This is a genomic window from Reichenbachiella agarivorans (genome assembly GCF_025502585.1).
GTDB lineage: Bacteria > Bacteroidota > Bacteroidia > Cytophagales > Cyclobacteriaceae > Reichenbachiella > Reichenbachiella agarivorans.
Genome location: NZ_CP106679.1, coordinates 1,262,334 through 1,276,294 on the forward strand (window position 1 = coordinate 1,262,334; position 13,961 = coordinate 1,276,294).

Here is a 13,961-nt window from a genome sequence, read left to right on the forward strand (position 1 = left end):
GCCAATTGGCATACAGAAACCTAGGCATAGACTGTTTCGACACAACGAAAATTCTCTATCTTTACATTCCACCTATACGTTCCAAATTATCTCCTAACAGCTAGCCCAATCTGCATTTATTACGAGAAAATTATGGTCAAATTAAGGATGCTAGTAGCAGAAGATGATGCTACACATGCGGCGAAGATGGAAATGTTGCTCGATGAGATGGGCTATGATGCCGTAGGCTTTTTTGACAATGCGCGTGATTTGCTGAAGGGTCTCAAGGAACTGGATCCGGACGTAGTGCTATTGGATATAGCGTTAGGCAAAAACGAGGATGGAGTAGATATTGCACGACAAATTCAGCAGATTCGTCCTACGCCATTTATTTTCGTGACCTCCTTTGATGATAAAACTACGCTGGACAGAGCTCTTGCCACTGGCCCCAATGCCTATCTGTTGAAACCCGTAGAAAGGGGCAATTTGCAAGCAGCGATTGAGTTGGCCGTGACTAAATTTGAACAATCTAACCGAGAAATTGCATCGCCTCAAAATTCTACTACATGGAATACCGATGTATTGATCAGAGACAGTTTCTTTTTGAAAAAGGGCAGTAAGCTAGAGAAGGTCCAAGTCAGCGACATACTATGGATCGAACTGGCAGATGAACGCTACTGTGAAGTGATCACAGCTACAGGCCAATACCATCTTCGCATCTCGCTCAAGGCCATGGAACAACAACTGAATCATCAAATGTTTTTACGCATTCATCGAGCATATATCGTGAATTTGAGCAGGATCAGCAGCATTGATGATACAGATTTGCTGATCACGCTAGAAGGTCGTGAAATTCCATTCGGACGAAGCTATAAAACTGAACTATTCAAGAGGCTGCAGATGCTGCTTTGAATCTTGATTTGTATATTTGACTTACCTATCCAAGCTGCAAATTTTCGACCCTATTCAATTACATGCATGTGCAAATTATGGTTTCTTACGGTATTATGCTTTTTATTATTTCATAATAATTACGCGCAACCGCCCCTCCTCCAACAGATGATCAAGGCACAGCAGGCAGACAACGAAATGCTGTTGGATTCCTTGATCAATCAAATGTACGCCGAATCCAGTACACTAGACTGGTCTTCCTATTTTGGTTGGTTGTCTGAGTCAGTGGAGACAGACTCTGCGTTGATAGAGTTTTACTATGACGTAGCAGCACCCGTCATCACAGGCAAAAGTGCCTCAGAAGCCATCGTGTTGATAGATGAGGGGATCCGTTTGAGTGAAGGGATCAATAGCAAGTTGCTGATAGCCGAAGGGCTAGAGTTAAAGGCATTTTCACTCAGTCAGTTTGGTCGATTTGATGAATCCATCACCTTGTTTTATCAAGCCTTGCGTTTGATCAATCCCAAGCTCCATGGTGGACTATACGCCAGTACTTTGGCCAACCTTGCCTCCACGCTCCACGAGATGGGCGACAATGAAAAGTCCATCGAATATCATCGCAAAAGCTTGGCCCATCAGCAAAGCACTGGAGATCTGCGAGGGGAAGCTCTGTCATATTTGGGACTGGGCAATTCCTACTCAGGGCTGCCAAATTATGACAGTTCGCTGTATTACTATGAAAAGACCGTCGAATTGTCCAAAGCAAATGGTTGGGATGATCTGGAAGCCTATAGCTATGGCAACATGGCCTCAGTCTATCTAGAGCAAGGCTTTTTAGAAAAAGTCATTGAATATCAAAAAAGAGGACTGGCTATGGAAGAAAAGCGCAACGACGAGTTAATTTCTATCGAGTCTCATGCCAACCTTGCCTCTGCCTATGCCCAACTTCAAAACAGAACGCTAGCCATGTATCATCTGCAGCGAGCCAAGCAAATAGGAGAAAAATACGGTGCATGGCATACCATGGTGATGGTCTATGAGATTGAATCAAAGGCTTATGAAATTTTTGGGCAGTATGATTTGGCACTGGCTGCATACAAACAGTTCAAAACCTTGGGCGATAGTTTGTCTGGCGTGGAAGTCCAACAAACCAAACTGGCCTTGCAAGAGCAATACGAAACAGAAAGGAAGGAAAATGAGATTTTGACCCTTCAGCAGCAAAACCAAGAAAATTTCTTAGCAATCGAGCAAGGTCGACTGGATATGCTACGCCTAAGTGTATTGGCAGGAGCGGCTATATTGACTTGCACTGGATTCATTTTTGGTTTTGTGCAAACACGAAAAGCCAAAAAAACTTTGGACAAACGAAACTTGCTGATTACAGATATCAACAAGAAACTGAATGCTTCGCAGAATGCCTTGATGGAAAGCAATCAAATGAAAGACAAGTTTTTCGCTCTGATTGCGCATGATTTGCGGGGACCATTGACTTCATTTCAAGGGATCGGCCGGATGCTAAACTATCAGATGAAAAGAGGCAATACAGAAAAAATAAGCCAACTCATCGAGCAGGTGGACAAGTCTGCGGACAAGGTCAATCATTTGCTGGACAATCTGCTCAAATGGGCACTAAACCAACTCGGAGCATTGCCATTTCAACCCCAAACTGTCAATGTACAACATTTGATAGATGACGTAGTGACTCTTTTTGCAACGAGTGCACGATCCAAAGAAATTGATTTGGTTGTCGAAACCGATTTTGAAGAGAGAGACATCATGGTCAAAGCTGACCTCAATATGCTGGGAACGGTACTTCGCAATTTGGTAAACAATGCCATCAAATTTACCCCTCATCATGGACGGGTGGTCATCTCTGTGTCAGTTGACGATGATCACGTCATACTACAAGTACGTGACTCTGGTATCGGCATGTCAAGCGAAGCAATCAGCCAAATCAACGAAATAAGCCTCAATCCAAGCTCGAAAGGTACGGATGGAGAAAAAGGTTCTGGACTCGGATTGATCCTTTGTAAAAAATTTGTACAAATGCATGGTGGCCACTTAAAAATCGAAGTAAACAACGGTACTGCTATTAGCTTCTCACTTGAGTCAGTAGCAGCACCCACCTTAAACACTACCATTGGCTAATCAGAATCCTGTTTTCATTCATGAAGCAATATGAACGGCTCATGAAGGAATTTGTATGACTCATGTAGATGTCACCAAAATTAGTTTTGCGTATGAAAGAAATTCACGGTTGATAATAAAAACGTGAATCAATGATCATACAATTTTTTACTTCCCTATTCCACCGACTCAGCGCAACTCTTGCCGAGTCATCCGCCATCTCAGCATGGCGCTTTGTCCCATCTCTCAAAACCAAGACAACACAGATGGCCGTGCTACTCTTGCTTACTACTGGATTGACCCAGGCGCAAGATCGCCCGTTCATCACGACTTGGAAAACGACTTGGCCCAATCAAACCATTCAAATACCATGGAACTGGGACACGTACAGCTTGGATTATACCGTAGACTGGGGTGATGGCACGATCGATACGCATGTAGCGAATAATGCTTCTCATACCTATGCCCAAACAGGAGTTTATGAAGTACAAATCAGTGGCTTCTTTGACGCCATATACATGCCAAGCGGTAGCAGTTCCAGCTTGCTCAGCATTGAGCAATGGGGAGACATTGAGTGGCGTACGATGAGCTATGCATTCGCAGGTGCCACTAACTTGCAGATCAATGCCACAGACGCACCGGATCTGTCAGCAGTGACGGACATGTCTGGGATGTTTCAAGGAGCCACATCACTAGATGCTGATCTAAGCACCTGGGATGTCAGTCAGGTAACCAATATGTCTAGCATGTTTTCTGGTGCCAGCTCATTTGATCAAAACCTAGGCAATTGGGATATCAGTAACGTGACCAATATGTCGGACATGCTTTACAATACCTCGCTTTCGATTTCCAACTATGACCAGACGCTCGCTGGGTGGGCATATCTGGACGCAGATGCTGGGGAAACAAAGATTCCTACCTACATATCCTTTTTCAACGCAAAGGGTCTCACTACCTGTGATCCGACTAGTAGATCAATCCTGATAGACACATACCATTGGAATATTTATGATGATAAAGTCTTGGCTGGTGGGATTATCCCAACTCTAGAGTCACTGCCTGCAATCGTGAGCAAACATGCAGTCCAATCCTTGATTCCTCCTACAGCGACAGATTGCAATGGGACTCCCATTACCGCTACTACAGATGCCACATTGCCAATTACCGATATACAAACTGTCACTTGGACATATATTTCAGCCAGCGGAGGTATAAGTACCCAAGAACAAAAGGTCTGGGTAGGCAGCCCCTTCACTACTACATGGGAAACAGCTAATGACATAGATGCCCAAAATTTCATTAAAGTCCCAATCAACAGTGGATTCAATTATAGCTATATAGTAGACTGGGGTGATGGCAGCACGGACAATACCCTCTACACCAACACCAAAGCACCGATCCATGAATATGCATTGGCAGGTACTTACACTGTTTCTATCTATGGACAATTCCCTGTTTTTTATGGTCCTGGAATCACTGATAGAACCAAACTACTGAGCATCGACCAATGGGGAGATATCGAGTGGGAGACGATGAATCGAGCATTCTCAAACATGACCAACATGACCTATCAGGCTACTGATGCACCTGATCTCTCCCAAGTGACTGACCTGTCCAATATGTTTAGCAATACGAAGGTATTCGACGCTGACCTCAGTGGATGGGATGTGAGTAACATCACCAATATGTCGTACATGTTTAGTTATGCATCTGCATTCAACCAAAACTTAGGCAGTTGGAACATCAGCAACGTAACCAACATGTATGGTATGTTGGATAATACGCTTCTATCTAGTTCGAACTATGACCAAACATTGACTGGCTGGTCCTTTCTAGACACAGATGCTGGGGAAGCAAAAGTTCCACGATGGGTGTCCTTAGGATCTTCTGGGCTTATATACTGTGATACAGACAGTCATTCGTCATTGACCAGCAGCTTTAGTTGGAATATCACTGGAGACAAAGCAGCAGAAGCAGGTATCATACCCGACAGCAAAACTTTGGATCCCGTAATCAGCAAAGAACCTCTTTCAAGCCTAACACCCCCTATGGCTATGTCCTGCGAGGGCGGAATCATTACTGCCACAACAGATGCCGTTTTCCCAATAAATAGCCCACAAACGATCACTTGGACTTACACCCACGATGAAGGAGGAACAACTACACAAGAACAGGAAGTTTGGGCAGGAAGACCCTTTGTCATGAAATGGCAAACCATGGATAGTTACAGCGGAAAATCAAATGTCATTCAGATACCTCTTAACCCATACAGTTCACTCGATTACAGCTACATAGTGGATTGGGGTGATGGTATTGTAGATCCTACAGTATATACCAAGGGAACAATGCCTTTACACGAATATACTTCATCCGGTACCTATACTATCTCTATATATGGCTATTTTCCAGCAGCATATCAAGGATACCTATATGACAGATCCAAATTCTTAAGCATCGAACAATGGGGTGATATCGAATGGAAAACGATGGCCTCAGCATTCGCTGATTTACCCAACATGGTTTGTAATGCCACGGATCTGCCGAATCTAACACAGGTGACGGATTTATCTTACATGTTTAGTAATGCAAAGTCATTCAACAGTGACCTGAGTCATTGGGATGTCAGTAACATTACCAATATGTCCAGTACGTTCAGCAATGCCTCTGCCTTTAATCAAAATTTGGGCAATTGGGATATTAGCAAGGTCAACTATATGTCTAACATGCTCAATGGCACGGCTCTATCTGTGTCGAACTATGATCAGACACTGGCTGGTTGGGCAACGTTAGATACTGAGGCAGGAGAGACAAATATTCCTATCAACATGTCCCTCGGTGCGAATGAATTAGTCTACTGTGATGGCACGAGTCGATCGCTGCTAGCTGATGTCAAATATTGGACAATTTCAGGTGACGAGACAGCAGAAGGCGGTATTGTGCCCGATAGCAAAACCTTGACATCAATATTCAGCACTGAATCTTTGGAAAGTCTGGTACCGCCAACAGCAACATCTTGTAGTGGAGAAGTGATTACGGCGACTACTGATGCTGTATTCCCTATCGACGCGCCTCAAACCGTCATCTGGACCTATACTAGCCAAGAGGGAGGAATCAACACCCAGTCACAATATGTCTTTGTGGGAGAACCTTTTGTCACTACATGGCAGACTTTAAGTGGTGAAGGATACAGCAATTTTGTGTACATCCCGATCATCACATGGAATGGTAACACATATAGTTTTAAGGTTGATTGGGGAGACGGCTCAGAGGATGACACCATATATACATCAGAATCTTTCCCTATACACGAGTATGAAACCGAAGGAAGCTATAGCGTGTCCATCTTTGGTCAATTCCCTGCAATAAGTGCTGGTAATGGTCCTGGAGCTGACTTACTGTTGAGCATAGATCAATGGGGGGATATTGAATGGAAATCTATGAACTATGCATTTGGTGGAGCATCGAATATGATCTACAAAGCAACAGATACACCCAACTTGTCAAATGTCACAAGCATGAGTGAAATGTTCTACAAAGCATCTTCATTCAATCACAATTTAGGAAACTGGGATATCAGCAATATCGAGGACATGGATGGAATGTTGGATGGCACGAACCTATCTGCTGAAAACTATGCCCTAACCTTAGCAGGATGGGCTACACTATCTGGTGACGAGACACAAATACCCGAAGATATCTATTTGGGTGCGGATGGCTTGATATACTGTGACGATACAGATAGAATAATATTAATTGAAACATACAATTGGGAAATAGAAGGGGATGCAGCTGCCGAAGGGGGTATTGTACCTGATGTCAGGGCATTGTCTGCTCTTGTTGGTAATGATGGAGGCACCATCGAAAGTTTAGTTGCTCCTACTGCCACTACTTGTACTGGCGAGACGATCACAGCTACGACAGATGTTCTCCTCCCTATTACTTCTTCGCAAACCATTGCATGGACATATACGTCGACAACAGGCGCTACAGCCACGCAAAACCAATATGCTTATGTAGGCAAGCCTTTTGTGACCACATGGGAGACCATGTCTGATTATGGAAAAACCAATGCCATTTATATCCCGATCAATTCTTGGGATGATTATACCTATAGTTTTTCAGTTGATTGGGGGGATGGTTCCTCAGACAATACAATATACACCGAGGATTCAAATCCTGTTCATGAATATGAAACTACAGGTCAATACACCGTCTCCATTTATGGTCAGTTTCCAGCCATATATGCTGATAATTGGGATGGACGGAGATTATTGAGTATTGATCAATGGGGAGATATCGAATGGGAGACCATGGAAGAAGCATTTGCATACGCAGAAAACATGGTGTACAAAGCGACAGATGTGCCCGATCTATCCAAGGTCACAAGCATGAGTGAAATGTTCTATTATGCATTATCTTTCGACGGAGATTTGAGTTCTTGGGATGTAAGCCAAGTAGAAGATATGTATTCTATGCTTTACCGTGCTTCGTCATTTGATCATAACCTCGCATCATGGGATATCAGTTCTGTCACAGATATGGATCGTATGCTCAGTCGCTCTGGGCTTTCTTTACAAAACTATTCCTTGACTCTAGCAGGCTGGGCTACTCTGGATACAGAGGCAGGCGAAATAAAAATCCCCACGGGCATTGAACTTGGATCAGACGAATTGTATTACTGTGATGAAACCTATAGGAATCTCCTAATTGATACTTATAGTTGGGACATCTATGATGATGAGCAAAACTGCCCTCCGACGATTTCGGAGGTGCTGGAGGATATAGTGGGTGCATGTAGCGTAGACATGCCTGCTACACTGCCAACTGCCTATGATGAAGAGAATAACGAAATCATCACAGGTGTGACGAATGCGGCATTCCCAATCTATGCAAACACGGAGATTACATGGATATTTACAGATCGTGAGGGCAACAGCTCTACGCAGACACAACAAGTAATCATCACTGATGATACCGCTCCAGCTCCTGACATGGCTACATTACCCACCCTAAGTAGCCAATGTGACCCAATAACATCGCTCCTAGCACCAACCGCTACGGATCTTTGTAGTGGATCAATCACTGGGACAACGGATATCGTACTGCCAATCACTGAGTCGACAATGGTTACTTGGACGTTCACCGATGCAGCTGGGAATCAAACCACACAGACGCAAACAGTCACCATCGAAGACACAACTGCACCTGTAGCCAATGTAGCTTCACTTGAAACAATAACTGGAGAATGTACCATTGCTGCTAATGCCATTACAGTTCCTCTTGCGACGGACAATTGCAATGGCGAGATAATAGCCACTACAGAAACCGTCTTCCCAATCACTGCTACCACCACTGTCACATGGGTCTATACAGATGGATTAGGCAATCAATCTTCTCAAACACAAGAAGTAATCATCGAGTGTGCGACTTTAGGTGTAGATGAGACATTTGCCTCCGTGGAGATTTATCCCAACCCAGCCTCTGCTTCATTTAGCTTGTCTAGTCAAGAAGAGGCAAATACAGTAATCATCATGGATGTCAGTGGTCATACGGTAAAGCAATTTACCCAGTCACAACACAACTACGACATCAGAGAATTACCTGTTGGTATTTACCTTGTTGAGTTTTATCTGAGTGGAACCAAACAGGTGAGAAGATTGATAAAACAATAATTTCACAACATCTTTTATTATCACAACAACAGAAAGACAGCCTTGCAAGGGGCTGTCTTTTTTTTGGTAGACTGCCGAAAGTACAACCTGGACAAAGCATACAAAAAGTATTTTGCAACACTGCCAAATGTGATAAATTGCAGAATAATTTTGATCTAAAAGAATGACACGATTGCCCGCCGAATGGGAAGCCCAAAGTTTTATCCAATATACCTTTCCTCATCGTAACAGCGACTGGGCGTACATGTATGATGAAGTCGTAGTTTGTTTCGTCCGTATCATTGAGGCCACCGCACGTTTTGAGCCAGTATTGGTGGTTTGTCATGATGAAAGGGAAGTCTCAGCCCATTTTGCGAATCGCACGAAATTTCCAATCCATTTTCAGACTATAGAGGCCAATGACACGTGGGCAAGAGATCATGCTGCGATCACTGTCTTGGATGGCGACAAGCCTACATTATTGGATTTTACCTTCAATGGCTGGGGACAAAAATTTGAGGCAAGTCTGGACAATCAGATCACCAGAAATCTAGGCACCAATCGATTCTCGTCTCTTACGATCCAAACGGAAGATTTTGTACTAGAAGGTGGTGCCATAGAATCAGATGGCCAGGGGACTTTGCTCACTACGACAGAGTGCTTGCTCTCACCCTATCGCAACCCCAAAATGTCTCAGTCTGAGATAGAAACCTATCTGAAAAAGACTTTCGGTCTTCAAAAAGTGCTATGGCTCGATCATGGTTATTTGGCCGGTGACGACACAGATTCGCACATTGACACCCTAGCCAGATTGTGTACACCTAATATCATTGCCTATGTCAAATGTGATGATCCAACAGATGAGCACTACGTAGCACTCCAGCAGATGGAAGCCCAACTCAAGACTTTTAGCAATGCAGCAGGGGAAACTTACCAGTTGGTTGCCTTGCCATGGCCTGATGCTTGCTTTGATGCAGATGGTAACAGACTGCCTGCTACCTATGCCAACTTTCTGATAGTCAATGGAGCAGTACTCGTACCGACTTATGACGTAGCTCAAGATCAAAATGCCTTGGATATCATTCAAGGAATCTTTCCCGATAGGGAAATCGTAGGATTAGACTGTAGGCCACTCATAGACCAGCATGGTTCGCTGCATTGTATATCTATGCAATTTCCTGTACAGGTTGAAATGAATCAACGTTGAATCCAGAGAGCTTTTTCAAAAAACACTATTTTGCATCTAAATTGTCACCCAAACATATCTACACCATGAGCAAATTGAAAGTCGGTATTGTACAACAAACTTGTTCGACAGACAAGCAAGCCAACATAGACAAGAGCATCGCGGGCATCCGACAGTGCGTGTCAGAGGGAGCCGAATTGGTTGTCCTTCAAGAGCTACACTGCGGCATCTATTTTTGCCAAGCTGAGGAGGTAGAGATGTTTGATTGGGCGGAGACTTTGCCAGGGCCATCGTATCAGCAATTTTCGGCGATAGCCAAGGAATTGAAAATCGTCTTGGTGACTTCTTTGTTCGAGAAGCGCGCCCCAGGTATCTATCACAATACTGCCGTGGTGTTTGAAAAGGATGGAACAGAGGCTGGGCGCTACCGCAAAATGCACATCCCAGATGATCCAGCCTATTACGAAAAATTCTACTTCACGCCAGGCGACATGGGCTTTGAGCCGATTCAGACCTCTGTTGGCAAACTTGGAGTCCTAGTATGCTGGGATCAGTGGTATCCTGAGGCAGCACGCTTGATGGCGATGGCCGGAGCAGAGATGTTGATCTACCCGACAGCCATTGGCTATGAAAGCAGCGATGCGGAGGCCGAAAAATCTCGTCAGCGTGGGGCATGGATGATTTCACAGCGCGGACATGCAGTAGCCAATGGGTTGCCTGTCATCTCTGTCAATCGAGTCGGCATAGAGCCAGACTGGTCTGGTGTGACCAAAGGCATAGAGTTTTGGGGGACGAGCTTCGTGGCGGGCCCACAAGGGGAAATCCTCTGGGAGGCGGATCAACAATCTGAATTGAATCAGGTGATAGAAATCGACAAAGCTAGAACTGAAGAAGTACGCAGAATCTGGCCATTCTTCCGTGACCGTCGCATTGATGCCTATGGTGATATCACGAAGAGGTATAGGGATTAATTCTTTGACTCACAAAGTAATCCACTTCACTGGAAAAACCCATTTGACACCACTTCATTCAGCCGTCATTTGATTGTACACTATTTCTATCTTTTCCCAATCATCCTTATTCATCCATCGGTATAAGTAATAGGTGCATGCATCAGCCATATTTTTGAGAACGCTTCTGCGTTTGAGAGAATCGAGAATTTGCTCCACCAGCAGTGTTTCTTCGAATCCAGTCCATTCGCCTGCTACCCGAAGCATGTTAGGTAAGAGAACAGGAAACACCTCATGCTTATCTATTAATCTCACCTCTTCCAAAGTGTAGGGACTATCAATGATGCTCTTTGCAATCTGATAATAGTCTGATTCTTGCAGTGCTGTATCCAGATACAAGTTGGACAGTGCGACCCAAATAGGTCTTCGTGCTGCTATGTCTAGGACAGGTTTTTTCAAAGGATTCAAAATACTTATCGATATATTACTAATCTAGCTTATTTTTAGACTTAGCTACCAATCTGAGCATCGTCTTGTTTTCCAAAAAGTGCATTTCATAGATCACATATGAACCCAGAAAACCATTACGTCAACCGCAGCAACTGGCTGAGAGCAGCAATATTGGGCGCCAATGATGGCATCATCTCTACTGCGAGCATCGTCATCGGTGTGGCGGCAGCTAGTAGTACCCGAGAACCTGTGATTTTAGCAGGTGTGGCTGGATTGGTCGCAGGAGCGCTTTCGATGGCAGCCGGAGAATATGTGTCTGTCAGTTCACAGGCGGATTTAGAAAGTGCAGATCTACATCGAGAGCAGCAGGAGCTAGATGAAATGCCTGAAGCAGAGATGCACGAATTAGCCAAAATTTACGAAAGAAGAGGGCTAGATAAAACTCTCGCGATGGAGGTTGCCAAACAGCTCCATGAACATGATGCACTCGCCGCACATGCCCGAGACGAACTCGGGATCAATGAAATCACCCAAGCCAAGCCACTGCAAGCTGCCCTTGCTTCTGGAGCAGCTTTTCATTTTTGGAGGTGTATTACCTGTCTTGGTTGCACTTTTTGCTCCAGTCCAACCTATGGTTTATCTTCAATATGCTTTTGCTTTGGTCTTTCTGATTTTGTTGGGCACCATCGCTGCTAAAACCGGAGGATCAGATGTCCTCAAAGCCGTGATGCGTATTACCTTCTGGGGCACAGTCGCCATGGGTATCACCGCTGGTATTGGCTATCTGTTTGGAGTGAACATGGCCGGATAGCTTTATCCAAGCAATGACACATATCAGTGTATTAGCTCAGTATTACATAGTAAAAACGCAATCATATCTTTCATAATTACACCATTATGTCGTAAAACATAAATAATCATTGGTATAACCTAAAATCAAATTGATTTAACTAATCATTTCTTCTATATACATTATCATTTCTCCGATTTTTCTGATCGTTCTTACTATAAATATTATCGTTCAAATTATAAAGCATAGCGATTGTGCTAAATATCTAATCATTCATGCTTTTTGTCTAAGTGATTGTATGAATATACTTATCAAAAAATCTTTTTTTCTAAACGATTGGGAGAATACGATGAAAAGGTCGATGTGAAATCCCATCGACCTTGTTACAAAAACCAACCTTTATCCTTATGCAGATACGGCTTGCAATTCTTGCGCTGCAGGAAAATCAATTGCAAATTTTCCTAATCCAAAAAGGTAGTTACTTATCGTTTTGTCTCCAATCAATAGTACCACATCAACTAGGTTTTCTTTGGTATATCCAGCGGCAAAAAATGCATCAATTGGCGCTTGATCTGCTTGTCCTTTGTTGATGGCAGCATTTTGTACCAACTGAGCCAAAGCATCCAGTTTGCTATCAAAATGTGCACTGCCTGATCTGATTTCTAAGATTTGCTCGTCTGTGAACCCGTTCATCTTGGACACTGCTGTATGTGCTGCTTTACAGTAATCACAATTGTTGGTTTCGCTTACGATTAGGTTCACGACTTCTTTCTCTTTGTTGTTGAGAGATGTTTTTCTGTTGCTGAGTGTGAGGTAATCAGCCAAAGCTGTTTCGGCATGTGTGTACGCAGTATATAGGTTGGGTACGAATCCTACAGCTGATTTGAGTTGGTCAAAAATCTGTTGGTTTGCTTCAGATACTTGCTCTCTTGTTTTGGTTTCTAAATTTGCCATTGTCTTGTTATTTATGTTTTCAGAATTGTTTCTGAATGTATAAACTGGCAATAGCCGCTTGGGTAATGGTACAGTCTTCCCGATTGCTGGTGGATACTTCCCTAATCTTGCACTTTTTGCATTTGCTTGTACTCCATAGGAGAAAGTCCAGAGATTTTTTTGAATAGCTTATTAAAAGCAGACGCATCATCAAAGCCCAATTCATAGGCTGTTTCCTTTGCTGTTTTGTCTGTTTTCAATAAAATCCGTTTGGCCTCTGCAATGAGTCGTTCATGAATGATGCGCAAAGGACTCTTGTCGCTGTGTTGAGAAAATGAATTGGCGAGTGTCTTGGGAGACTTGTTGAGCATATCAGCATATGCGGAGACGTTTTTGACCGTCTTGAAATGTTTGTCAACCAACAGAGTATAGGCACGAACCAAATCAGAAGAGCCGCTGCTGGTGGGTTGCATGGCTAGTTGTTCTTTTGCTAGTCGGGTACATTTGATAATCATACGAGTGAGTAACATCTGCAGCATCTCGCCTTGCACCGTATCCTGTGTATCAAATTCCTCCTCAAAAACCAGAAACAAGCTCTGCATTTTGACTGTTTCAGGTTCACTTAGCTGGATTAAGGGTATTTCCTTTGTGCCATAAAAAATTATACCATTGCACGAGACCTCTTCTTCATGATCTCGGAGACAATAAAATTCTCTGTTGAATGACAAAGTAATGAGTCCCTTTTGCCAAAAAAGGACAATTACCTCTTGCAGCTCAGTCGCTGTGGTGATGTGATTGGGTAATAAACTGACAGGGAATCCATTGACCCGCAACAAGATAGTTTGATCGGATTGATTCCAAAACAGATGATTCATCCCTTTTTTGATGACACGGTTTTCAGTGATCAAATCTATTTGATCTGTCAATCTCAAAAATGACTGTAACTGTTTGTCTTTATATTCTAGGTACATATTGGTATGGAACTATTGCCTATCAACACATTA

At 43.5% G+C, this 13,961-nt stretch carries 10 protein-coding genes; 7 read left to right on the plus strand and 3 right to left on the minus strand.

Annotation, left to right across the window (positions count from 1 at the left end; genetic code table 11):
* The first annotated feature begins 132 nt into the window (after nucleotides 1-132).
* From N6H18_RS05335 to N6H18_RS05355, 5 genes are all read left to right on the plus strand, one after another.
* Entirely contained in the window at nucleotides 133-891 is a 759-nt protein-coding gene (locus tag N6H18_RS05335) for a LytR/AlgR family response regulator transcription factor (RefSeq protein WP_262310803.1), read from the plus strand.
* Nucleotides 892-1,038: 147 nt separating this feature from the next.
* Nucleotides 1,039-3,018, plus strand: coding sequence for a tetratricopeptide repeat-containing sensor histidine kinase (locus tag N6H18_RS05340; RefSeq protein WP_262310804.1), 1,980 nt, complete (start codon nucleotides 1,039-1,041; stop codon nucleotides 3,016-3,018).
* 131 nt (nucleotides 3,019-3,149) lie between these two features.
* Complete coding sequence (locus tag N6H18_RS05345) at nucleotides 3,150-8,669, plus strand: BspA family leucine-rich repeat surface protein (protein WP_262310805.1); 5,520 nt, start codon at nucleotides 3,150-3,152, stop codon at nucleotides 8,667-8,669.
* Between the two features lie 163 nt (nucleotides 8,670-8,832).
* Nucleotides 8,833-9,855, plus strand: coding sequence for an agmatine deiminase family protein (locus N6H18_RS05350; protein WP_262310806.1), 1,023 nt, complete (start codon nucleotides 8,833-8,835; stop codon nucleotides 9,853-9,855).
* Nucleotides 9,856-9,920: 65 nt separating this feature from the next.
* Nucleotides 9,921-10,805 carry a carbon-nitrogen hydrolase gene (locus tag N6H18_RS05355; protein WP_316044837.1) on the plus strand — a complete coding sequence of 295 codons (885 nt, stop codon included), beginning with the start codon at nucleotides 9,921-9,923 and terminating at the stop codon, nucleotides 10,803-10,805.
* Nucleotides 10,806-10,859: 54 nt separating this feature from the next.
* On the opposite strand, the gene N6H18_RS05360 is transcribed toward N6H18_RS05355, so the two are convergent.
* Complete coding sequence (locus N6H18_RS05360; protein ID WP_262310807.1) at nucleotides 10,860-11,252, minus strand: DUF7079 family protein; 393 nt, start codon at nucleotides 11,250-11,252, stop codon at nucleotides 10,860-10,862.
* A 99-nt stretch (nucleotides 11,253-11,351) separates the two neighbouring features.
* On the opposite strand from N6H18_RS05360, the gene N6H18_RS05365 reads away from it, so the two are divergent.
* Both N6H18_RS05365 and N6H18_RS18825 read left to right on the plus strand, forming a co-directional pair.
* Nucleotides 11,352-11,930, plus strand: a complete 579-nt coding sequence (locus tag N6H18_RS05365) for a VIT1/CCC1 transporter family protein (RefSeq protein WP_262310808.1) — start codon at nucleotides 11,352-11,354, stop codon at nucleotides 11,928-11,930.
* A complete protein-coding gene (locus tag N6H18_RS18825) occupies nucleotides 11,836-12,045 on the plus strand; it encodes a VIT1/CCC1 transporter family protein (RefSeq protein ID WP_262310809.1) in 210 nt (69 codons plus the stop codon). The genes N6H18_RS05365 and N6H18_RS18825 overlap by 95 nt, the downstream gene beginning before the upstream one ends.
* Before the next feature lie 384 nt (nucleotides 12,046-12,429).
* Here N6H18_RS18825 and N6H18_RS05375 read toward each other — a convergent pair whose 3' ends face one another.
* Nucleotides 12,430-12,978: a carboxymuconolactone decarboxylase family protein gene (locus N6H18_RS05375; RefSeq protein WP_262310810.1), complete on the minus strand. Its 549-nt coding sequence runs from the start codon at nucleotides 12,976-12,978 to the stop codon at nucleotides 12,430-12,432.
* 101 nt (nucleotides 12,979-13,079) lie between these two features.
* The gene (locus tag N6H18_RS05380) at nucleotides 13,080-13,928 is read right to left on the minus strand and encodes a helix-turn-helix domain-containing protein (RefSeq protein ID WP_262310811.1); all 849 of its coding nucleotides are present in this window, start codon (nucleotides 13,926-13,928) and stop codon (nucleotides 13,080-13,082) included.
* Between the last annotated feature and the right edge of the window lie 33 nt (nucleotides 13,929-13,961).